Below are 21,938 nucleotides of genomic sequence, written 5' to 3' on the forward strand. Positions count from 1 at the left end.
CACCGTAGACGACCCCGGGCACCGCCCCTTACGGGGTGATTCCTCCCGGCCCGTCAGCCGTCCGACGGCCCGTCACCCGCGTGTCGCAGTACGGTCGCCCGTTCGGCCGTGGGAGGCTCGGATGTCCGCCATGACCTGCGACTCCATCCGTCCCACGGGGGCGGTTCACCCCCCGGGGGCTGATCGGGTAGCCGGGCGGCGCGTTACCGGGGGCTGCCCGTGAGTGCCGCATAAGGATGGAGTAGCGTTTGGCCCGCATAAGCATTCAAACCGTGCCCGTGGCCGGACCGCCGAGGAGACCTGACAACAGGCTCCTCCCGGTGGTGCGTTCGCGGGCGAGACTTCGGGAAGGCGCTACGTGAGTCCCAACGGCTCCGACCGCTCGCCGCGGCGCACGATGCGGCGGAAGCTGCCTCAGGCGCTGGCACTGGGCCTCGTCATCGCGACCGCCACCGGCTGCTCGGCCAACGACCTGCCCAGGCTTGGCCTCCCCAGTCCCGTCACCAAGGAAGGGCCGCTGGTCCTTCACATGTGGCAGGGCTCGTGGATCGCGGCTCTGATTGTTGGCGCACTGATGTGGGGTCTGATCCTCTGGAGCGTGATCTTCCACCGGCGCGGCCGCACCAAGGTGGAGGTCCCTGCTCAGACCCGGTACAACGTGCCCATCGAGGCGCTCTACACCGCGGTCCCGCTCGTCATCGTCTCGGTGCTGTTCTACTTCGTCGCCCGCGACGAGTCGGCCCTGACGAAGGTCGACGAGAAGCCCCAGCACACCATCAACGTGGTGGGCTTCCAGTGGAGTTGGGCGTTCAACTACGAGAACTCCGAGATCCCGGACCCGGCGAGCACCACCGCCGCGTACGACGTCGGCAGCACCAAGGAGCCCCCGACGCTCTACCTGCCGATCAACGAGACCGTGAAGTTCCGGCTGACCTCCAACGACGTCATCCACGACTTCTGGCCCGTCAACTTCATGATGAAGATGGACGTCGTGCCCGGCGTGGTCAACGAGTTCCAGGTCACCCCGACCGCGCTCGGCACCTACCGCGGCAAGTGCGCCGAGCTCTGCGGTGTCGACCACTCGCGGATGCTGTTCAACGTCAAGGTCGTCACGGCCGCCGAGTACCAGCAGCACCTCAAGGACCTCCGCGACCAGGGCAAGGCCGGTGCGGTTCCCGCAGGCATCCTCCCCACGGGAAGTAGTGAAGAGAAGTGACCATCCTCAACGAGCCCGCCGCGGCCGGTGGGGGAGCCGGGGCCGTCACCTCGGGGACTCCGCGGGTGCGCAAGCCGGGCAACGCGATCATCAAGTGGCTCACCACCACTGACCACAAGACGATCGGCACGATGTACCTGGCGACCTCGTTCGCCTTCTTCCTGATCGGTGGCGTGCTCGCCCTGGTCATGCGTGCCGAGCTCGCCCGCCCGGGTACCCAGATCCTGTCGAACGAGCAGTTCAACCAGGCGTTCACCATGCACGGCACGATCATGCTGCTGATGTTCGCCACCCCGCTGTTCGCCGGCTTCGCCAACTGGATCATGCCGCTCCAGATCGGCGCCCCCGACGTCGCCTTCCCGCGGCTGAACATGTTCGCCTACTGGCTGTACCTGTTCGGCTCGGTCATCGCGGTGGCCGGCTTCGTCACCCCGCAGGGTGCCGCCGACTTCGGCTGGTTCGCCTACTCGCCGCTGTCGGACGCGGTCCGCTCGCCGGGCATCGGCGCCGACATGTGGATCATGGGCCTGGCCTTCTCCGGCTTCGGCACCATCCTCGGCGCGGTCAACTTCATCACCACGATCATCTGCATGCGCGCGCCCGGCATGACGATGTTCCGGATGTCGATCTTCGTCTGGAACGTCCTGCTGACCGCCGTGCTGGTCCTGCTGGCCTTCCCGGTCCTCGCGGCCGCGCTGTTCGCCCTGGAGGCGGACCGCAAGTTCGGGGCGCACGTCTTCGACCCGACGAACGGCGGGGCGCTGCTCTGGCAGCACCTGTTCTGGTTCTTCGGCCACCCCGAGGTCTACATCATCGCGCTGCCGTTCTTCGGCATCGTCTCGGAGATCATCCCGGTCTTCAGCCGCAAGCCGATGTTCGGCTACTCCGGCCTGATCGCCGCGACCATCGCCATCGCCGGCCTCTCGGTGACGGTCTGGGCGCACCACATGTACGTGACGGGACAAGTACTCCTCCCGTTCTTCTCGTTCATGACCTTCCTGATCGCGGTCCCCACCGGTGTGAAGTTCTTCAACTGGGTCGGCACCATGTGGAAGGGCTCGCTGAGCTTCGAGACCCCGATGCTCTGGACGGTCGGCTTCCTGGTCACCTTCCTGTTCGGCGGTCTGACCGGCGTGCTGCTGGCCTCCCCGCCGATCGACTTCCACGTCTCGGACTCGTACTTCGTCGTCGCCCACTTCCACTACGTGGTGTTCGGCACCGTCGTGTTCGCGATGTTCGCCGGCTTCCACTTCTGGTGGCCGAAGATGACCGGCAAGATGCTGGACGAGCGCCTCGGCAAGATCACCTTCTGGACGCTGTTCGTCGGCTTCCACACCACCTTCCTGGTCCAGCACTGGCTGGGCGCCGAGGGCATGCCGCGCCGCTACGCCGACTACCTGGCCTCGGACGGCTTCACCACGCTGAACACCGTCTCGACCATCGGCTCGTTCCTGCTCGGCCTGTCGATCCTGCCGTTCCTGTACAACGTCTGGAAGACGGCGAAGTACGGCGAGAAGGTCGAGGTCGACGACCCGTGGGGCTACGGCCGCTCGCTGGAGTGGGCGACCTCCTGCCCGCCGCCGCGGCACAACTTCACCACCCTGCCGCGGATCCGCTCCGAGTCCCCGGCGTTCGACCTGCACCACCCGGAGATCGCCGCGCTGGACTACCTGGAGAACCACGGTGAGCCGGCCAAGCACTTCGAGGGCGTGACCCCCGCGCAGTACGACCGTCCGTCGCTGGGCAAGGGCAAGAAGGAGGGTGACGCCCGATGAAGGAACAGGGCAAGATCTTCGCCGGTCTCTCCGTGTTCGTGCTGGCGATCGCCATCACCTACATGGTGTGGACCATGAAGTCGGACCACGGCCTGGAGGCCGCCGGCACCACCGCGCTGTTCCTGGCCTTCGGCCTGTGCGCCTTCATCGGCTTCTACCTGGCGTTCACCGCCAAGCGGGTGGACACCGGCGCGGGTGACAACCCCGAGGCCCAGGTCTCGGACGACGCCGGCGAGGTGGGCTTCTTCGCCCCGCACAGCTGGCAGCCGCTCTCGCTGGCCATCGGTGGCGCGCTCGCCTTCCTGGGCGTCATCTTCGGCTGGTGGCTGCTGTACTGGTCGATCCCGATCATCCTGATCGGCCTGTTCGGCTGGGTCTTCGAGTTCTACCGCGGCGAGAACCAGAACCAGTAGGTTCCGGAGCGCGGGCCGCACGGCGGGCCGGGCACCCCCTCGGGGGGTGCCCGGCCCGCCGTCGTTCCCGGGTGACCGGGCGGGCGGAAACACCCGACCGGGTTACCCGGAGTGCCGCCCGGGTGACGCCTTCCTACGCTCTGAGGCAGGTTCACACCCCTGGGAGGTTCCGTTGAAGGGCTCTCGGATAGCCGGCAGTAGCCGGACCGCACTGGCCGCGATACTGCTCCTGGCCCCCGCCGCGGCCTGCTCCGGCGGTGGCGGCGGGTCGGAGCGGGAAGCGTCCCGCCAGATCGACGTGGCGCCGCTGGTGCACACCTCGGCCGCCGGGGAGAAGGCCGACCCGGCGAAGGCGTTCAGCGTCAGCACCGGCGGGGCCAACCGGCTCGCCGCCGTCACCGTGACCGGCCCCGACGGGCAGACGGTGGCCGGCGAGCTGGCCGCCGACGGACAGCACTGGCAGACCACCGACCCGCTCCGGGCCGGCGCCGCGTACACCGTCAGGATCGCGGCCGAGGACGGCGAGGGCGGCCACGGCGAGACCGAGTCGGCGTTCAGCACCGCCGACGCGCAGCACGTCGTCACCGCCGAACTCGGCCCCGACAGCTCGGGCAGCGGCGTCTACGGTGTCGGCCAGCCGCTCACCGTCAAGCTCTCCGAGGCGGTCACCGACCCGGCGGCCCGGCAGCAGGTCGAACGCGGCCTGACCGTCACCTCGCAGCCCGCCGTCACCGGCGCCTGGTACTGGGTCGACGACGAGAACCTGCACTTCCGGCCGCAGGAGTACTGGCCCGCCAACACCACCGTCAAGCTCGCCTACGACCTGCCGGGCGTCCGGATCTCCGACGGCGTCTACGGCGGCGAGCAGCGCAGCCTGGCGCTGCGGACCGGCGACCGGATCGAGGCGGTGGTCGACGCGGGCAGCGACCAGCTGACGTACAAGCGCAACGGCGAGGTGGTGCGGACCATCCCGGTCACCACCGGCAAGCCCGGCTTCGACACCCGCAACGGCGTCAAGGTGGTGCTCGGCCAGGAGTCCGACGTCCGGATGAGCAGCGAGACGATCGGCATCGCGGCCGGCAGCAGCGAGGCCTACGACCTGGACGTGAAGTGGGCGACCCGGGTCACCTGGAGCGGCGAGTACGTGCACGCGGCGCCCTGGTCGGTGTGGGCGCAGGGCAGGGAGAACGTCAGCCACGGCTGCACCGGCATGAGCACCGACGAGGCGAAGTGGTTCTTCGACAACACCCGGGTCGGCGACATCGTCCAGGTGGTCAACAGCAAGGGCCACGAGATGGAGCCGTTCGGCAACGGCTTCGGCGACTGGAACGTCGGCTTCGACGAGTACGTGAAGCACAGCGCGCTGGGCAAGCCGGTCAGCACGGCGCTGGTGGAGGCGACGCCCAGCCCGTCGGTGAACACGGGCCCGGGCCCGAGCCCGAGCCGGTGACGCCCGCGCCGGTGGCGTCCGAGGACCCCGCACCCCCGACCGGGGGCGCGGGGTCCCGGCCGTCCGGCTACGCGGGGCGCCGGCGGCGGGTCAGCAGCGCGTACGTCGCGGCGGCGGTGAGCATGCCGGCCGGGAGGGACAGGTCGGTGCCGCCCGCGAGGCGGGCCAGGGCGCCGGTGAAGACCGGGGTGGCCAGGCAGAGCGTCGCGGCGGCGGTGCCGAGGACGAGGGCGGCCGCCCCGGCCGGGTTGACGCCCCGGCGGTACCAGTAGGGGGAGGCGGGGGTCTCGTCGGTCAGGCCGGGGCCGTGGTAGCGGTTGTGGCGCAGCAGGATGTCGGTGGCGTACACGGCCATCACCGGTCCGGTCAGGGCGACCATCAGCTCCAGCACGTTGTTGACGGTGCCGAGGAAGTCGGAGACCAGCAGCGCGTACAGGGTGAGCGCGACGCCCAGCGCGCCGTCCAGGGCGACGCTGCGGGAGCGGCGGACCCGCAGGCCGACGGCCTGCAGGGCGAGGCCGGAGGAGTACGCGGTCATGGCGTTGTTGGCGACCGCGCTGAGCACGACGGCGAGCAGGAACAGCGGGCGCAGCCAGCCGGGCAGCACGGCGGTGAGGGCGGACTGCGGGTCCGTCATGTCGAGGGTGGTGGCGGCGAGGGTGCCCAGCGCGGTGAACAGCACGCTGGGGACGAAGGCGCCGAGGGCGGTCCAGCCGGCCACCGCGCGCGGGGAGGCGGTGCGCGGCAGGTAGCGGGAGAAGTCGGCGCTGGTGGAGTAGGAGAGCGGGGCGGAGGCGATCAGCGCGGTGCCGCCGGCCAGCGCGGCCAGCAGCGCGGTGCCGTGCAGCGGCTCGGCGGGCCGGTAGTGCCAGTCGGTGTGGCCGCCGGTCAGCAGGTAGCCGGCGAGCAGCAGGAAGACCGCCGTCAGGACCAGGGTGAACGGCCCGTACAGGCGGACGATGGTGGCGTGGCCGTACACCGAGATGGCCAGGGTGGCGGCCGCGACCAGCACGATGACCAGGACCTTCAGCGGGGTGCCGGGGGTGAGGCCGGCCCGTTCGGCGAGGCCGAACGCGGCGAGCGAGGCGGCGGCCCAGTTGAGGGCGAGGTAGCAGACCGAGACCAGCCAGCCGGTGACGGCGACGTTCACCCGGTTGCCGCGGACGCCGAACATGGCCCGCATGATGACCTCGCTGGGGGCGCCCGCGGCCGGGCCGCTGACGGCGAGCAGGCCGACGCCGGCCCAGAACAGGTTGCCGGCCACGATGACGGCCAGCGACTGCCACAGGTCGAGGCCGATCAGCACCAGGGTGCCGCCGACCACCAGGTTGAGGTAGCTGACGTTGGGGGCGGCCCAGACGGCGAACAGGTCGCGGGGGCGGCCGTGGCGCTCGGCGTCGGGGATGTGGTCGATGCCGTGGGCCTCGATCCGGCCGGCCCGGTCGGGGGCCGCGGGCGGGTGCGTGGGGAGCTCCGTGTGGGGGTCTGGAATCGTGGATTCCATGGAGTCCTCCGAGGTTTCGAGTGCGGGTGCCGGTGCGGCCGGCGGTGCGGGAGCGGCAGGCGCGGCAGGCGGCTTGTCTATTGGTCGCACATCCAATAGCGTGCGGGGCATGTCGTCAAGCGTCCAGCCGAAACGGGTGCGCAAGAACCCCGAGGCCAGGCGGGCGGAGATCGTGGCCACCGCGGCCCGGATCGCCCTCGCCGAGGGCCTGGAGTGCATCACGATGCGGCGGGTCGCCGAGGAGCTGGCCGTCCGCCCCGGACTGATCAGCCACTACTTCCCGGTCGCCGAGGAACTGGTCGCCGAGGCCTTCGGCGCCGCCGCGTCCGGCGAGCTCGCCGAGCTGCTGCCCGACGCCGACGCCGCCCTCCCGGCGGTCCGGCGCCTGGCCCGCTTCCTCGGACGCACCGAGGGGCCGCGCTACGACGAGCTGAGCCGGCTGTGGCTGAACGCCCGCCACCTCAGCCGGTTCCGGCCCGCCCTGCGGGAGCGGGTCGGCCGGCAGGAGGAGCGCTGGCGGGACGGGCTGACGGCACTGCTGGAGGCCGGCGTCGCGTCCGGGGAGTTCCGCACCCCCGACCCGCACGTCACCGCGATCCAGCTCCTGGTCGTCCTGGACGGCCTGGGGGCGCACGCCAACACCGACCGCACCGGCCGACCCGGGGCGGTCACCGGGATGGCGCACGCCCTCGCCGAACGCGAACTCGGCCTCCCGGCCGGGGCGCTCGGCACCCCGCACCCACCGCACCACCGCTGAGGAGCCCCCCGTGCACCCCGACCTCGTCCTGACCAACGCCCGGCTGCTCGACCCCGGCAGCGGGGCCTTCCTGCCGCACGACGCGCTCGCGCTGAGCGGCGGCCGGATCACCGGGCTCGGGCCGGACGCCGGACGGGGGAGCGGCGCCGAGGTGCTCGACCTGGACGGCGCGGTGGTCGTCCCCGGCCTGGTGGACGGCCACCTGCACCCCGTCTCGGGCGCCGAGCGCACCGCCGGGACGGACCTCTCCGGCTGCACCGACCTGCCCGGCCTGCGGGCCGAACTGGCGGCGGCCCGGCGCGGGTTGAAGGACGGGCAGTGGCTGCGCGGCTGGGGCCTGGACCCCAACGCGTTCGGCGACCAGCCGGTCACCGCGGCCGCCCTCGGCCCGGTGCTGGACGGGATCCCCGCCGCGATCGACCTGTTCGACGCGCACTCCATGCTGGTCAGCCACCGGGCCCTGGAGCTCGCCGGGATCGACGGCCCGCGCCGCTTCGAGCAGGGCTCGGCCGAGGTGGTCTGCGACGCCGCCGGCCGCCCCACCGGCCTGCTGCTGGAGGACGCCGCCTGCGAACTCGTCGAGGCGGTCGCCCCCCGGCCGGGCTTCGAGGAACTCTGCCGGGCCGTCGCCGGGGTGCTGCGGCGGATGGCCGCGGCGGGCCTCACCGGCGGCCACGCGATGGACGCCAACGGCGACAGCCTGGCCGTGTACGCCGCCCTGGAGGAGCGCGGACAGCTCCCGCTGCGGCTGCGGATCGCCCCCTGGGTGCAGCCCGGCGCGGGCCCGGCCGAGCTGGCCGAACTGGTCCGGCGGCAGGGCGAGGGCGGGCGGCGCTGGCGGGTCGCCGGGGCCAAGCTGTTCATGGACGGCACCGTCGACAACGGCACCGCCTGGCTGGAGCACCCCGACCGGCACGGCGAGTCCACCGGCGCGTTCTGGCCCGACCCCGCCGCGTACACCCGGGTGATCGCCGAACTGCACCGGGCCGGGGTGCCCACCGCCACCCACGCGATCGGCGACGCCGCCGTCCGGCACGTGCTGGACGCGGTCGCCGCGGCCGTCGCCGCGCACGGCCCGGGCGCCCGGCACCGGGTCGAGCACGTCGAGACGGTCCCCGACGACACCGTCGCCCGGTTCGCCGCGCTGGGCGTCACCGCCTCGATGCAGCCCACCCACTGCACCGACTACACCCGGGCCGACCACACCGACAACTGGTCCCGCCGGCTCGGCGAGGAGCGCGCCAACCGGGCCTTCCGCTGCCGCGACCTGGTCGAGGCCGGCGCCCGGGTGGTGCTCGGTTCGGACTGGCCGATCGCCCCGTTCGAACCGCTCGGCGTGATGGCCGGGGCCCGGCACCGCCGCCCCAGCCGCGACCTCGCCCAGCCCCCGCACCTGCCCGGCCAGGCCCTCACTCCGTTGCAGGCGCTGGCCGGCTACACCCTCGCCCCGGCCTGGGCGGCGGGCGAGGAGGCCACCGCAGGCCGGCTCGCGGTCGGCCGGCGGGCCGACCTGACGGTGCTGGCCGGGGACCCGCTGACCACTCCCGACACCGAACTGGCCCGGCTGCCCGTGCTGCTGACGGTGCTCGACGGCGAGGTCACCCACCGGGCGGTCTGACCCCCGGCCCGCGACGACCGGCCCGCGACGACCGGCCCCCGCCCGGCGGGGGCCGGTCGTCGCGCCGTCTCAGCCGGGGTACGCGGTCCGGAGCGCGGTGGCGACGGCGGCCAGCGCCTCGTCGTGGGACAGGCCCAGCCGGACGGCCCGCTCCGCGTACTCGGCGGCCGCGCCGGCGGCGAGGCGGTGCGCGGTGTCGCCGGTCGGGGCCACGGTCGTCCCGGCCCGGCCGCGGGTCTCCACCACCCCGTCGGCCTCCAGCTCGCGGTAGGCCCGGGCCACCGTGTTCGCGGCCAGGCCCAGCCGCTCGGCCAGGGCGCGGACGGTGGGGAGCTTCAGGCCGACCGGGAGTTCACCCGTACGGGCCAGGGCCGCGATCTGCGAGCGGACCTGCTCGTAGGGCGGGGTGGGGGACTGGTGATCGATCGCCACGTGCACTCGGCCAACATAACAGGGCGTCAGCACCCGGCCCCGCCGGGAAAGCCAGAACCCCCCACCGGCCGGAGCCGGTGGGGGGTTCTGACGTGGCGTGACAGCTACACGGGATCAGTGGTGGCCGTGGCCGCTGGTGATCTCGTGGTACTCCTCGGTGGTCGGCTTGGCGATCTGGTTGCCCTCGCCGTAGAAGCCCTCGGAGAGCTTCACCCGGGTCTTGGCGACCACGCCGGCCTTGCGGGCCACGCCGTTCTCGTCCGTCTCGGCGGGCAGCTCCAGCGGCTGGGGCTGCTCGTGGGCGGTGAGGGTGTGCAGGTCCTTCTGCGCCAGCGGGGTGTGGACCTCGATGAACTCGCCGTGCGGCAGGCGCTTGATGATGCCGGACTCGCGCCCGTGCAGCACCTTGTCCTTGTCGCGGCGCTGGAGGCCGAGGCACCAGCGCTTGGTGACGATGAAGGTGAGGACCGGCACCACGAAGAAGCCGACGCGGACCGCGTAGGTGATCGTGTTGATCGACAGGTGCAGGTGGGTGGCGAACAGGTCGTTGCCACCACCGACCAGCAGGATCAGGTACAGCGAGATCCAGGCCGCGCCGAACGCGGTGCGGACCGGGGCGTTGCGCGGGCGGTCCAGGATGTGGTGCTCGCGCTTGTCGCCGGTGACCCAGGACTCGATGAACGGCCAGACCGCGATCGCGACCAGGACCAGCGGGAAGACCGCCAGCGGGACCATCACGCCGAGGTTCAGCGTGTGACCGCCCCAGACCGAGATCTCCCAGCCCGGCATGATGCGGATCAGGCCCTCGGAGAAGCCCATGTACCAGTCGGGCTGGGCGTCGGTGGACACCTGGTCCGGACGGTACGGGCCGACCGACCAGATCGGGTTGATCGTCGCGATCGCGGAGATCGCGGCGATGATGCCGAAGACCAGGAAGAAGAAGCCACCGGCCTTGGCCATGTAGACCGGCATCAGCGGCATGCCGACGACGTTCTTCTCGGTCTTGCCCGGGCCCGCCCACTGGGTGTGCTTGTGATAGAAGACCAGGATCAGGTGCGCGACCAGCAGGCCCAGCATGATGCCCGGGATGAGCAGCACGTGGATGGTGAAGAAGCGCGGGATGATGTCGTGCCCGGGGAACTCGCCGCCGAACAGGAACATCTGGATGTAGGTGCCGACGATCGGCACCGCCAGGATCGCGCCCTCCATGAAGCGGATGCCGGTGCCCGACAGCAGGTCGTCCGGCAGCGAGTAGCCGAAGAAGCCGTCGAACATGCCCAGCACCAGCAGCAGGAAGCCGAAGACCCAGTTGATCTCACGGGGCTTGCGGAACGCGCCGGTGAAGAACACGCGCATCATGTGCACGAGCATCGCGGCGACGAAGACCAGCGCGGCCCAGTGGTGGATCTGGCGGATCAGCAGGCCGCCGCGGATCTCGAAGCTGATGTTCAGCGTCGAGGCGTAGGCCTCCGACATCCGGATGCCGTTCAGCGGCAGGTACGAACCGTGGTAGACGGTCTCGCCCATGCTCGGGGTGAAGAACAGCGTCAGGTACACACCCGTGAGGATGATGATGATGAAGCTGTAGAGGCAGATCTCGCCGAGCATGAAGGACCAGTGGTCCGGGAAGATCTTGCGCAGGTTGGCCTTGGCCAACGAGTAGATCCCCAGCCGGCCGTCGACCCAGTCGGCCGCCGCCTCGGCCTTGTTGGCCGGCTTCGCACGGGTGCTGGCCGGCTTGGGGGCACTGTTGGTGCCGCTTGCGGAACTCATCGCGGACGCTCCCAGTAGCTCGGGCCGACGGGCTCGTCGAAGTCGCCGGTGGCGACCAGGAAGCCCTGCTCATCGGTGGTGATCTTCAGCTGCGGCAGCGGGTGGCCGGCCGGGCCGAAGATGACGCGAGCGCCGTCCGCCAGGTCGAAGGTCGACTGGTGGCAGGGGCAGAGCGCGTGGTGGGTCTGCTGCTCGTACAGCGAGATCGGGCAGCCGACGTGGGTGCAGATCTTCGAGTAGGCGAGGATGCCCTCGAAGCCCTTGTCCCGGGACGCGGCGTCCTTGATGTTCTCCGGCGCGATCCGGACCAGCATCAGGGCGTCCTTGGCGATCTGCTGCTGGAAGTCCTCGTCGGACTCCTCCAGGCCCTCGGGCTTCGCGAAGGTGAGCGAGCCCTGGACGATGTCCTCGGCCTTCATCGGCTGGTCGGTGTTCATGTTGACCAGGCGGATCGGCTTGGTCGGCTCGGCCTCGACCCAGCCGGTGTGCAGGAGCTTCTTCTCCGGCAGCGGACCGAGGTCGCGCAGCAGCACCACGCCGGACAGCGGCACCAGGGCCAGCGAGCCGAACAGGGTGTTGCGGATCAGCTTGCGACGGCCGAAGCCGGACTCCGCGGCGCCGGTCCTGAACTGCTCGATGACGTCGTTGCGGACCTCGTCGTCGGCCTCGATCGCGTGGCGCTCGGCCGGCAGCTCGTGGTCCGACATCAGGGTGCGGGCCCAGTGGACCGCGCCCGCGCCGATGCAGAACAGCGCCACGCCGAGGGTCATGCCCAGGGCGAAGTTGAGGGCGCTGACGTGGCCCAGCGGGAAGATGTAGACGATCTTGTCGGCATCGATCGCCGCGTAGGACGCGATGAAACCGACGGTCGCCAGCATCGACACCACGAACATCAGCGACACCTGGCGCTCGGCCCGCTTGGCGGCCCGCTCGTCGATGTCGGTCCGACGCGGTTCGTGGGCCGGCAGGCCCGGGTCGGCGAACGGGTCGCCGTGGGCGGCGACGGCCGTGCCGTAGGAGGCGCCGTGCGCCTCCGGCAGGTTCTCTGACATGTCGTGGCTCATGACTTCTTGGCCTTGGTGGTGTGGGCGGCGACCCAGATCGCGACCAGGATCAGCGTGCCGAGACCGAAGATCCAGCCGAACAGGCCCTCGGTCACCGGACCGAGGCTGCCCAGGGTGAGACCACCGGGGTTGGGCTCCTCGTTCGTGCTGCGGACGAACGCGACGATCTCGCGCTTCTGCTCCTCCGGCATGGTGGTGTCGGGGAAGGACGGCATGTTCTGCGGGCCGGTCTGCATGGCCTCGTAGATGTGCTTCGAGTCCACGCCCTCCAGCGACGGGGCGTACTTGCCGTTGGTCAGCGCGCCGCCCTTGCCGTTGAAGTTGTGGCACTGGGCGCAGTTCGTGCGGAACAGCTCGCCGCCCTTGGCCACCTGCTCGGCGTTGGTCACCGGGTCGCTGGAGGGCTCGTACTGCTTGCTGTCCGGAGTGACCGGGCCGGGGCCGAGCGAGGCCACGAAGGCGGCCAGCTGGTCGGTCTCGGCCTGGGTGTAGATGACCTTCTTGCGCGGGACCTGGGCGCCCGGCTGCTGGGCCGGCATGCGACCGGTGCCGACCTGGAAGTCGACCGCGGCCGAGCCGACGCCGACCAGCGACGGGCCGTCGGAGGTGCCCTGGCCGTTCAGGCCGTGGCAGGAGGAGCAGCCCACGGCGAAGAGCTTCTTGCCCTCGTCGATGGCGAGCGACTGCGCCGAGCTGTCGGCCTGCGCCTTCCCGGCAGGCGCGAAAGCGGCGTACAGCCCCCCGGTGGCCGCCAGGGCGAGAAGTAGAACGACGACCGCCGCCAGTGGGTGGCGCCGTCGTGCGGAGAGCTTTTTCACGGAATAACCCCGGTGTCAGGATCTGGTCGGCAGCAGCCTGCCCCCGACTCCCACGCGTCCAGGTGACGCCGGGTCAGGGGCGGGGCGGCTGTTACTTGATCAGGTAGATGGTCGCGAACAGGCCGATCCACACGACGTCGACGAAGTGCCAGTAGTACGACACCACGATCGCCGCGGTGGCCTGCTCGTGGGTGAAGCGCCGCGCCGCGTAGGTCCGTCCGAGGACCAGCAGGAAGGCGATCAGACCACCCGTCACGTGGAGTCCGTGGAAGCCGGTGGTCAGGTAGAACACCGTGCCGTACGGGTCGGAGGACAGCGAGAGGCCGTCCTTCTTGACCAGCTCGGTGTACTCGTAGATCTGGCCGCCGATGAAGATGGCGCCCATCACGAAGGTGATCGTGAACCACGAGCGCAGCTTCTTCACGTCACCGCGCTCGGCGGCGAAGACGCCGAGCTGGCAGGTGAGCGAGGAGAGCACCAGGATCGTGGTGTTGACCGAGGAGAACGGCACGTTGAGGGCGTGGGCCTTCTCGTGCCAGAACTCGGTGCCCTTGACCGAGCGGAGGGTGAAGTACATCGCGAACAGGGCCGCGAAGAACATCAGCTCCGAGCTCAGCCAGACAATGGTTCCGACGCTGACCAGGTTCGGCCTGTTGACCGCTCCGTGCGCGTGTCCGGTTTCTGTTGCTGTTGCTGTCGCCACGACGGACATTATGTCGGTCCCTTATTCCGTCTTCACGCCGGGGGGTCTCCCTCGGAGTGTCCGGTGCGTGAGGTATGCCCGCCTCGCGCACCGTCCGTTTTCTGACGGTTGTTCGGAGCGGGTGACCCCGATGGGCCGGTGGGGTGAGTCCAGGGCGCGGCGGCTTGAGCGAGATCGCGTCGGGGCCTCCGCAGGACGGGTGCGCGGGAGTAGCATCCGTCCAAGGACGTGGCCCGGGTCACACTGGGCCGTTCGGTCGGGGCCGCCCGGCATGGGCACACATATAAGAGGACGAGCACCAGGAAGCAGGGGCCATGGCGCAGCACTCCGACGAGACGCTCACCGTTCTCGTCTACAGCGACGACCGCAACACCCGTGAGCAGGTGACCCTGGCCCTCGGCCGGCGCCCCGCCGCGGACGTCCCCGCCGTCGAGTACCTGGAGTGCGCCACCGCGCCCGCGGTGCTGCGCGCCCTGGAGAAGGGCGGCGTCGACCTCTGCGTGCTGGACGGCGAGGCCGCCCCCGTCGGCGGGCTCGGCCTGACCCGGCAGCTCAAGGACGAGATCTACGGCTGCCCGCCGGTCCTGGTCGTGATCGGCCGCCCGCAGGACTCCTGGCTCGCCGCCTGGAGCCGGGCCGACGCCGCGATCTCGCACCCCGTCGACCCGGTCGCGCTGGCCGACGCCGCGACCGCGCTGCTGCGGGCCCGGCTGGCCCGGCGCGCCCCCGCCGGGCGCTGAGCCCGGGCCGCCGTCTCACCGGCGCGTCTCACCTGGAGAGAAGGGGACGGCAACTCCGGGCGGCCGTCCCCGCTCGCTCGATAGGCTGACGCCCGAACCCCTCCCGGGACGAGACGAGAGCTGGAGTCAGCCATGGTGAACGCACACCCTGCGAACGGCGGTAGCGACCCCGCGCAGGTGGTCCGCACCTGGCCCGACCTGTTGAGCTCGCTGCTGGCGGGGAACGACCTCGGCCAGGCCGACACCGCCTGGGCGATGGACCGGATCATGAGCGGCGAGGCCAGCCCCGTGCAGGTGGCCGGCTTCCTGGTGGCGATGCGCGGCAAGGGCGAGACGGTCGAGGAGATCGCCGGCCTGGTCGAGACGATGTACGCGCACGCCCTGCCGCTGGAGATCCCCGGCCCGGCCGTCGACATCGTCGGCACCGGCGGCGACCGCGCCAAGACCGTCAACATCTCCACCATGTCCGCGGTGGTCGCGGCCGCGGCCGGCGCGAAGGTCGTCAAGCACGGCAACCGGGCCTCCTCCTCCGCCTCCGGCTCCTCGGACGTGCTCGGACGGCTCGGCATCAACCTGGAACTCTCCGCCGAGCGGGTCGCCGAGGTCGCCGAGGAGGTCGGCCTGACCTTCTGCTTCGCCGCCAAGTTCCACCCGTCGATGCGGCACACCGCCCAGGCGCGCGCCGAGCTGGCCGTCCCCACGGTCTTCAACATCCTCGGCCCGCTCACCAACCCGGCGAAGGTCACCTCGCACGCCATCGGCTGCTTCGACACCCGGCTGGCCGGGCTGATCGCCGGCGTGCTGGCCCGGCGCGGCGCGCAGGGCCTGGTCTTCCGGGGCGACGACGGCCTCGACGAGCTGACGATCACCACCACGTCGCACGTCTGGGTGATCCGCGGCGGCGAGGTGACGGAGGTCGCCTTCGACCCGCGCGAGGTCGGCATCGAGCTGGTCGGCATCGAGGCGCTGCGGGGCGCCGACCCCGAGTACAACGCGGACGTCGCGCGCCGGGTGCTGAACGGCGAGCCGGGGCCGGTGCGGGACGCCGTCCTGCTCAACGGCGCGGCCGCGCTGGTCGCGCTGGAGCTGGGCGACGCGCCGCTCACCGAGCAGATCGCGGCGGCGATGGTGCGGGCGGCGGCGGCGATCGACTCGGGGGCGGCGGGGGAGCTGCTGAAGCGCTGGGCCGGAGCCACCCAGGCGACGGTCTGAGGGCGGGTCGCACCTTCGGGGGCCCGGGGAACGGCGGGCTCGTGGCTGCTGGAGGTCCAGGGGCCGGCGGCGTTCCGTCGTTTCGGGTTCCTGTCTTCAACGGCACGCAGCAGCACGGACGTGCCGGTGGGCTCCGGCCCCCAGCAGCACGGGCCGCCGTTCCCCGGGCCCCTGGCGGGGGTCTCGGGATGTGGACGGGTGTTGAGACCGGGGTGGTCTCGTGTAGTGTTTTCGCCAGGTCATGAGTGACAGCGCGAAGCCCCAGCTCGCTGTCCGGCAACCCTCCGTCCGTGGCGGGGTGCCCTGGGTGAGGACCGGGCTGCGCGGCGACAAGTCCGCGTGGCAAGCGCGGACTTCCGGCGGGTGCACTTCCGGGGTCCTGACCCCTGGAGGAGTGCACCCATGTCTGTTTCCACCGAGATCTGCGAGCCGCTGGCGGTGCTGGGCGCGGACGTCGAGGTTCCGCTGGCCTCCGGCGAGAAGGTCGGGTACGCGGCGCTGGACTACGCGGCGAGCGCCCCGGCGCTGAAGCGGGTGTGGGACGACGTGGCGGCGTACGCGCCGTACTACGGGTCGGTGCACCGCGGGGCCGGCTACCTCTCGCAGCTGTCGACCGACCTGTTCGAGCAGAGCCGGCGGACCGTCGCCGACTTCCTCGACCTGCGGGAGGGCGACCAGGTGGTGTTCACCCGGGCGACCACCGACTCGCTGAACCTGCTGGCGGGGGCCGTTCCGGCCGGGACCGAGGTGTTCGCGTTCGAGACCGAGCACCATGCCTCGCTGCTGCCGTGGCGGCGCGAGGGCCTGACGGTCCGCTACCTGCGGGCGCCGCGTTCGCACGCCGAGGCGGTGGCCGCGCTGGAGGAGGCGCTGCTGGGCGCGTCCGAGGGCCCGAAGCTGTTCTGCGTCACCGGGGCGTCGAACGTCACCGGCGAGCTGTGGCCGGTCAAGGAGCTGACCGAGGTCGCGCACCGGTACGGCGCCCGGGTGGTGCTGGACGCGGCCCAGCTGGCGCCCCACCACCGGGTCTCGGTGCGGGAGTCGGGCGTCGACTGGGTGGCGTTCTCCGGCCACAAGCTCTACGCGCCGTTCGGCGCCGGCGTGCTGGCGGGCCGCTCCGACTGGCTGGACGCGGCCGAGCCGTACCTGGCCGGCGGCGGGGCGAGCCGGACGGTGGCCCGGGAGCTGGACGGTTCGGTCGCGGTCGAGTGGCACACCGGCCCGGCGCGGCACGAGGCCGGTTCGCCGAACGTGATCGGCGCGTACGCGATCGCCTCGGCCTGCCGGGCGCTGGACGAGGCGGGCTTCGAGGCGCTGGAGGCCCGGGAGCGGGCGCTGGTGGCGAAGCTGACCGAGGGCCTGGCCGGGATCCCCGAGGTGCGGGTGCTCAACCTGTTCGGCGAGGGCTCGGACCGGGTCGGCGTGGTGTCGTTCGTGGTGCGCGGCTGGAACAGCTCGCACTTCTCGGCCGCGCTGTCCGCCGAGTACGGCATCGGCGTCCGGGACGGCCTGTTCTGCGCGCACCCGCTGGTGCGGACCCTGCTGGGCGGGGAGGAGGCCGCTCCCAGCGAGTGCGGGGCGCCGGAGCCGTCGCTGCCCGGCGAGCGCAGCCTGAACGCGATCCGGGTCAGCTTCGGCGCCGGGACCCCCGTCGAGCACCTGGACCGGTTCCTGACCGCCGTCCGGGAGCTGGTCAGCGACGGTGCGAAGTGGGCCTACCGCAGCGAGGGCGGCCGCTGCGTCGCCGACACCCGGCAGCGCTGAGCTCAGCCGTCGAGGCCGAGCGAGAACGCGGCCTCCAGGTCGTGCTGGGAGTAGGTGCGGAAGGCGATGTGGGTCTCGGTGTTGGTGACGCCCGGGACCTTGTTGAGGCGGCCGGGGATGACCTCGGCCAGGTCCTCGTGGCCCCGCACCCGGACCATCGCGACCAGGTCGTAGGTGCCCGTGACGGAGTAGACCTCGCTGACGCCCTCGATGGCGGCGATCGCCTCGGCGATCTCGGGGATCCGGTCGACGTCGGTGTTGATGAGGACGATCGCGGTGATCACTGGGCAACTCCCGTTCGAGAAGGTCCGCCCAGGGTATCGCCCGCCGGACGGCCGGCCCAGGCGAGCAGCCAGCCCGCCACGAAGCCGATCACGTGCACCAGGTAGGCCACCCCGTCCCCGCCGGAGGTGACCGACCAGAACTGCAGGGCGAACCACAGGCCGAGCACCAGCCAGGCCGGGAAGCGCAGCGGGAGGAACAGCAGCAGCGGCACCAGGGTGGTCACCCGGGCCCGCGGGTGCAGCCGGAGGAACGCGCCCAGCACGCCGGAGATCGCGCCGGACGCGCCGACCAGCGCCCGCACCGCGTCGGGGGTGCCGGCCTCGGCCAGCGCGTAGCCGTAGGTGGCCAGGCAGCCGACCGCCAGGTAGCCGGCCAGGTAGCGGAACCGGCCGAGCCGGGCCTCCACGGCCGGGCCGAAGACGAACAGGAACAGCAGGTTGCCGATCAGGTGCAGCCAGCCCGCGTGGACGAACAGCGCCGTCAGCACCGAGAGTTCGGGGATCTTGCCGGGAGTGGCCGGAAGCACGCAGCCGGGTGCCGCCGGGGGGAGCACCGACAGCTGGGCGGCCGTCAGGGGGCGGCCGCCCAGCAACTCGGCTGGGACGGCGCCCCAGCGGTGCTCGTAGCGCTGCTCCGCGCAGGCCCGGGCGTCGCCGCTGCCGTGCACCGGGTTCGGGCCGGCCGGGCCGAGCAGCATGACCAGCGCGGCCAGCGCGACCAGCAGGTACGTGGCGACCGGGGTGCGGACGGCCCGCTCGGCCGCCGGCGAGCCGGCCCGGGCGGGGGCGGAGAGCACCATGCCGGTCAGCATTCCTCGGGGGCGCGGCCGCGACACCGGGCGCTGCTCCGGCCGGGTGAGCGTCCGGGCTGTGGACCGGTGATCCGTCGGCCCGCCGGCAGGCAATAGGCTGGAGGCCCGGAACCGGGACCAGCCGAGAGGGACCACTGATGAGCATTGCCGCGCCGACCGCCGAGACCCGCTGGCGCTGCACCCTGTGCGGCAACCTGACCCGCTTCGACGTCACCCGTTCGTCCCGGGTGACCGACTTCCTGCACTTCGACCTCTCCGGTGAGTCCAAGGTCGAGGAGACCCAGGTGCTGTCCGAGACCATCGAGTCGGTGCGCTGCCGCTGGTGCAACGCCGTCGACCAGGTCGAGCTGGTGGCCCGCCCCGGTGCCGAGGAGGCCGCGGAGGGCGACGCCGCGCAGGGCTGACGCAGCACCCACCGCCCCGCGCCCCCGTCCGCCCGGACGGGGCGCGGGGCGGACTCGTCGGTGGGGTGCTGTCGGTGCGGCACGGTAGACGGGACAATTGGCAGCAGCGGCGGAGACCAACGCCCCGCCCGGCACCCGCCGGGCCGGGAACCGCCCGGGACCAGGATCGGAGCCGAGGACAGTGGCGGAGGCAGCGAACGCGCCCGCGGGCACGGACGGGACCGCGCCCGCCCCGGCCCCGGAGCCGAACGGCGCCGAGCAGCCGGACGGCACCGAGGCCGGCCCCGAGCGGTCGGCCGGCGGCGCGGAGACGGCCGGGCGCCCGCTGCCCGAGGGCGTGCGCCGGCGGGTGGTCGGCATCGCCTCGGACGCGCTCGGCGGCATCGTGCCGGGCGAACTGCCCGCCTCGCTGCGCCCGTACGCCAAGTTCACCCCGGCCCGGCGGGCCAAGTACGCGGCGACCGCGCTGGCCGCCGCGCTGGAGTCGGACCCGGCGTTCCGGGTCCGGATAGCCGAGCGGCTGCGGCTCGGCCAACCCGACCTGGTGCAGGCGCTGGAGTCGGGCACCGTCCCGGCGGCCGCCGACCCGATGGACGTGGCGGCCGCCGCCTACCTGGTCCGGCCGGCCGGCTGGGCCCGGCTGGTCGAGGAGGCCGGCGAGGAGGCCGAGCGGGCCGACGCCGAGGGCGCCGCCGCCGAGGCCGCCCGGCTGGCCGAGAAGCTCCAGGAGGAGCTGGCCGAGGCCAGGACGGCCGCCCGGGCCGAGCTGGACCGGCAGCGGGCCGAGACCGAGGGCGTCCGCAGGGAGGCGGAGTCGCTGCGCAAGAAGGTCCGCTCGCTGGAGGCCGACACCCGCCGGGCGCAGGCCGAGAGCCGCCGGCTGGCCGGGGAGCTGGAGGCCGCCCGGACCGCCTCGGCCGCCGAGCGCAGCGCGGCCGAGGGCGAGGCCCGGCGGCTGCGGCACCGGGTCGCCGAGCTGGAGGCCGCGGTGGAGAGCGGCCGGCGCACCGTCCGGGAGGGCCGCAGCGTCGAGGACATGCGGCTGCGCCTGCTGCTGGACACCGTGCTGCAGTCCGCCCAGGGCCTCCAGCGCGAACTGGCGCTGCCGGTCACCGCGCTGCGCCCGGCCGACCTGGTGGAGGCGGTCGAGCCCGGCTCGGCCTCGCCGCACGACGTGGCCCGGCGCGGCCTGGCCGAGGACGACCCGGCGCTGCTGGACCAGCTGCTGGCGATCCCGCAGGTCCACCTGGTGGTGGACGGCTACAACGTGACCAAGTCCGGCTACCCCCAACTGCCGCTGGAGCAGCAGCGGATGCGGCTGCTGGGCGGCCTGGCGATGCTGGCCCAGCGCACCCAGGCCGAGGTGACCTGCGTCTTCGACGGCCAGGACCTGGACGTGCCGGTGATCATGGCGCCGCCGCGCGGGGTCCGGGTGCGGTTCAGCCGCACCGGGGAGACCGCGGACGAGCTGATCCGCCGGCTGGTGCGGGCCGAGCCGCAGGGCCGGCCGGTGGTGGTGGTCTCCGCGGACAAGGAGGTCGCGGACGGGGTGCGCAAGGCCGGGGCGCGGCCGGTGGCCTCGGTGCTGCTGCTGAACCGGCTGTCCCGCAGCTGAGGGGCGGTCAGGGGTCCCGGAGGGGGCCGGAGTGTGACGGCCTTGTGAAGGGGGGCGGGGCGGGGGGAGCGGAAGCCCCCCGGGAGTGGACGCGGGGCCTTGGACTTCACTAGGGTCTGGCGTCAAACCTATATTCCGGACTGTCACTCGTTGGGGTGAGTCCAGCAGGAAGAAGGAGCTCCCCCTTGGCCTCCCACCGGCGTCCCAAGCAGCCGAGCCGTGCGCGGATCTCCGTGTTCACCGCCGCCGCCGCGACCGCGGTCGCCCTGACGGCCCAGGCCAGTGCGCACGCCGCCCCGGCCCAGCCGAACAAGGACGAGGTCAAGGCGCAGGTCGACAAGCTGCTGGAGGAGCAGGAGCAGGCCGCCGAGAAGTTCAACGGCGCCAAGGAGCGGGCCGACCAGCTGCGCAAGCAGGCCGACGACCTGCAGGACCAGGTGGCCCGCGGCCAGGAGCAGCTGACCGAGATCTCCTCCGGCCTCGCGGCGGTGGCCGGGGACCAGTACCGGCAGGGCGGCGTCGACCCGTCGATGCAGCTGATGCTCTCCTCCGACCCGGACCGGTACCTCACCCAGGCGGCCTCCTTCGACCAGGCCGCCAGCACCCAGGCCGAGACGCTCAAGTCGCTCAAGGAGCAGCAGCGCCGCCTGGACCAGCAGAAGCAGGAGGCCGCGCAGGTCCTGCACGAGCTGGACACCCAGACCCAGGCGCTCAACGACGCCAAGAACGAGGTGAACGGCAAGCTCGCCGAGGCGCAGAAGCTGCTCGCCAAGCTGAGCGCCGCGGACCGCGCCGCGATCCTCCGGGACAACGGCGGCACCGCCTCGCGCAGCTCCTCCCGGGTCGACCCGTCCACCCTGCCGCAGGCCAGCGGCTACGCCGCGACCGCGGTCAGCGCCGCGCTCGGCAAGCAGGGTTCGCCGTACGTGTGGGGCGCCACCGGGTCGAGCACCTTCGACTGCTCCGGCCTGATGGTGTGGGCCTACAAGCAGGCCGGCGTCTCGCTGCCGCGCACCTCGCAGTCGCAGGGCAGCTACGGCGTCAACGTGGGCACCGACTGGCACAACGCGCAGCCGGGCGACCTGGTCGTCTACTACGGCGACCGGCACCACGTCGGCATGTACATCGGCAACGGCCTGGTGGTGCACGCGCCGCGCACCGGTGACGTGGTGAAGACCATGAAGGTCGACACCCTGCCGATCTCGACCATCCGCCGGGTCTGACCGGGCCCGGCCGGGTCCGCCCGGGGGCGGCCTGACGGTCCGACGAATCGGACAAACGCCCCAGTGGGCGACAACTGACGCATAGTGACACGCCCGGACGGGTCGGGATCCGCTGTGATCCGTGACACGTCCGGGTGTGGCGTTTCTCGACCACATCATGAGAATTACTACGCTCCGTGTAACGAAGTGATCACTAACCGTCATATTCGGCACGGTATTTGATTCAGAATCAGATTTTTTTCCGACAAGGATTTGAGCGGATCACGGATCGGTTACTAGGGTCATGTCTCGACCACCGCAGAGTCGATCGCCCAAGGGGGGCGACGGCGGGGGTCGCCGCCGAGTCCGTGAAGCAGCGGGC

The 21,938-nt window shown here is 72.1% G+C and carries 20 protein-coding genes and 1 riboswitch; of the genes, 12 read left to right on the forward strand and 8 right to left on the reverse strand.

The annotated features are described in order from the left end of the window. Positions 1-358: 358 nt before the first annotated feature. The 4 genes from ctaC to ACZ3J7_RS02105 all read left to right on the forward strand — a co-directional run bounded on the left by ctaC (position 359) and on the right by ACZ3J7_RS02105 (position 4,854). Entirely contained in the window at positions 359-1,216 is an 858-nt protein-coding gene (ctaC, locus tag ACZ3J7_RS02090; RefSeq protein WP_465615886.1) for an aa3-type cytochrome oxidase subunit II, read from the forward strand. Next, entirely contained in the window at positions 1,213-2,991 is a 1,779-nt protein-coding gene (gene ctaD, locus ACZ3J7_RS02095) for an aa3-type cytochrome oxidase subunit I (protein WP_465615888.1), read from the forward strand. Before ctaC ends, ctaD begins: the two co-directional genes overlap by 4 nt. After that, positions 2,988-3,404: a cytochrome c oxidase subunit 4 gene (locus ACZ3J7_RS02100; protein WP_465615890.1), complete on the forward strand. Its 417-nt coding sequence runs from the start codon at positions 2,988-2,990 to the stop codon at positions 3,402-3,404. Before ctaD ends, ACZ3J7_RS02100 begins: the two co-directional genes overlap by 4 nt. 172 nt (positions 3,405-3,576) lie before the next feature. Beyond that, positions 3,577-4,854 (forward strand): L,D-transpeptidase, encoded by a 1,278-nt coding sequence (locus tag ACZ3J7_RS02105; RefSeq protein WP_465615892.1) that lies wholly within the window; start codon positions 3,577-3,579, stop codon positions 4,852-4,854. 67 nt (positions 4,855-4,921) lie between these two features. Here ACZ3J7_RS02105 and ACZ3J7_RS02110 read toward each other — a convergent pair whose 3' ends face one another. After that, positions 4,922-6,358: a purine-cytosine permease family protein gene (locus tag ACZ3J7_RS02110; protein WP_465615894.1), complete on the reverse strand. Its 1,437-nt coding sequence runs from the start codon at positions 6,356-6,358 to the stop codon at positions 4,922-4,924. 109 nt (positions 6,359-6,467) lie between these two features. Between ACZ3J7_RS02110 and ACZ3J7_RS02115 the strand changes: the two genes are divergently transcribed. Then, positions 6,468-7,115: a TetR/AcrR family transcriptional regulator gene (locus ACZ3J7_RS02115; RefSeq protein WP_465615896.1), complete on the forward strand. Its 648-nt coding sequence runs from the start codon at positions 6,468-6,470 to the stop codon at positions 7,113-7,115. Positions 7,116-7,125: 10 nt separating this feature from the next. Beyond that, a complete protein-coding gene (locus ACZ3J7_RS02120; RefSeq protein ID WP_465615898.1) occupies positions 7,126-8,733 on the forward strand; it encodes an amidohydrolase in 1,608 nt (535 codons plus the stop codon). Between the two features lie 69 nt (positions 8,734-8,802). On the opposite strand, the gene ACZ3J7_RS02125 is transcribed toward ACZ3J7_RS02120, so the two are convergent. The 5 genes from ACZ3J7_RS02125 to ctaE all read right to left on the reverse strand — a co-directional run bounded on the left by ACZ3J7_RS02125 (position 8,803) and on the right by ctaE (position 13,532). After that, entirely contained in the window at positions 8,803-9,171 is a 369-nt protein-coding gene (locus ACZ3J7_RS02125) for a GntR family transcriptional regulator (RefSeq protein ID WP_465615900.1), read from the reverse strand. A gap of 108 nt (positions 9,172-9,279) precedes the next feature. Then, the gene (gene qcrB, locus ACZ3J7_RS02130) at positions 9,280-10,938 is read right to left on the reverse strand and encodes a cytochrome bc1 complex cytochrome b subunit (RefSeq protein ID WP_465615902.1); all 1,659 of its coding nucleotides are present in this window, start codon (positions 10,936-10,938) and stop codon (positions 9,280-9,282) included. Then, on the reverse strand, positions 10,935-11,990 hold the full coding sequence (gene qcrA / locus ACZ3J7_RS02135; RefSeq protein ID WP_465615904.1) for a cytochrome bc1 complex Rieske iron-sulfur subunit: 1,056 nt from the start codon (positions 11,988-11,990) through the stop codon (positions 10,935-10,937). The genes qcrB and qcrA overlap by 4 nt, the downstream gene beginning before the upstream one ends. Before the next feature lie 8 nt (positions 11,991-11,998). After that, positions 11,999-12,820 carry a cytochrome bc1 complex diheme cytochrome c subunit gene (gene qcrC, locus ACZ3J7_RS02140; RefSeq protein WP_465615906.1) on the reverse strand — a complete coding sequence of 274 codons (822 nt, stop codon included), beginning with the start codon at positions 12,818-12,820 and terminating at the stop codon, positions 11,999-12,001. A gap of 91 nt (positions 12,821-12,911) precedes the next feature. Beyond that, entirely contained in the window at positions 12,912-13,532 is a 621-nt protein-coding gene (gene ctaE / locus ACZ3J7_RS02145) for an aa3-type cytochrome oxidase subunit III (RefSeq protein ID WP_465615908.1), read from the reverse strand. A 305-nt stretch (positions 13,533-13,837) separates the two neighbouring features. Between ctaE and ACZ3J7_RS02150 the strand changes: the two genes are divergently transcribed. From ACZ3J7_RS02150 to ACZ3J7_RS02160, 3 genes are all read left to right on the forward strand, one after another. Continuing rightward, a complete protein-coding gene (locus ACZ3J7_RS02150) occupies positions 13,838-14,263 on the forward strand; it encodes a response regulator (RefSeq protein WP_465615910.1) in 426 nt (141 codons plus the stop codon). Positions 14,264-14,395: 132 nt separating this feature from the next. After that, on the forward strand, positions 14,396-15,475 hold the full coding sequence (gene trpD / locus ACZ3J7_RS02155; protein ID WP_465615912.1) for an anthranilate phosphoribosyltransferase: 1,080 nt from the start codon (positions 14,396-14,398) through the stop codon (positions 15,473-15,475). A 237-nt stretch (positions 15,476-15,712) separates the two neighbouring features. Then, positions 15,713-15,830, forward strand: a riboswitch (SAM riboswitch). Positions 15,831-15,877: 47 nt separating this feature from the next. Continuing rightward, positions 15,878-17,239: an aminotransferase class V-fold PLP-dependent enzyme gene (locus ACZ3J7_RS02160; protein ID WP_465615914.1), complete on the forward strand. Its 1,362-nt coding sequence runs from the start codon at positions 15,878-15,880 to the stop codon at positions 17,237-17,239. Positions 17,240-17,241: 2 nt separating this feature from the next. Here ACZ3J7_RS02160 and ACZ3J7_RS02165 read toward each other — a convergent pair whose 3' ends face one another. Beyond that, a complete protein-coding gene (locus ACZ3J7_RS02165) occupies positions 17,242-17,523 on the reverse strand; it encodes an Lrp/AsnC ligand binding domain-containing protein (protein WP_176187285.1) in 282 nt (93 codons plus the stop codon). After that, the gene (locus ACZ3J7_RS02170) at positions 17,520-18,323 is read right to left on the reverse strand and encodes a rhomboid family intramembrane serine protease (RefSeq protein ID WP_465615916.1); all 804 of its coding nucleotides are present in this window, start codon (positions 18,321-18,323) and stop codon (positions 17,520-17,522) included. Before ACZ3J7_RS02170 ends, ACZ3J7_RS02165 begins: the two co-directional genes overlap by 4 nt. A 149-nt stretch (positions 18,324-18,472) precedes the next feature. Between ACZ3J7_RS02170 and ACZ3J7_RS02175 the strand changes: the two genes are divergently transcribed. The 3 genes from ACZ3J7_RS02175 to ACZ3J7_RS02185 all read left to right on the forward strand — a co-directional run bounded on the left by ACZ3J7_RS02175 (position 18,473) and on the right by ACZ3J7_RS02185 (position 21,577). Then, positions 18,473-18,739, forward strand: coding sequence for a hypothetical protein (locus ACZ3J7_RS02175; protein WP_465615918.1), 267 nt, complete (start codon positions 18,473-18,475; stop codon positions 18,737-18,739). A gap of 181 nt (positions 18,740-18,920) precedes the next feature. Continuing rightward, positions 18,921-20,354 carry an NYN domain-containing protein gene (locus ACZ3J7_RS02180; protein WP_465615920.1) on the forward strand — a complete coding sequence of 478 codons (1,434 nt, stop codon included), beginning with the start codon at positions 18,921-18,923 and terminating at the stop codon, positions 20,352-20,354. Positions 20,355-20,539: 185 nt separating this feature from the next. After that, positions 20,540-21,577: a C40 family peptidase gene (locus ACZ3J7_RS02185; protein WP_465615922.1), complete on the forward strand. Its 1,038-nt coding sequence runs from the start codon at positions 20,540-20,542 to the stop codon at positions 21,575-21,577. The last annotated feature ends 361 nt before the right edge of the window (positions 21,578-21,938 follow it).

It is taken from the genome of Kitasatospora sp. NPDC015121 (assembly GCF_055562955.1).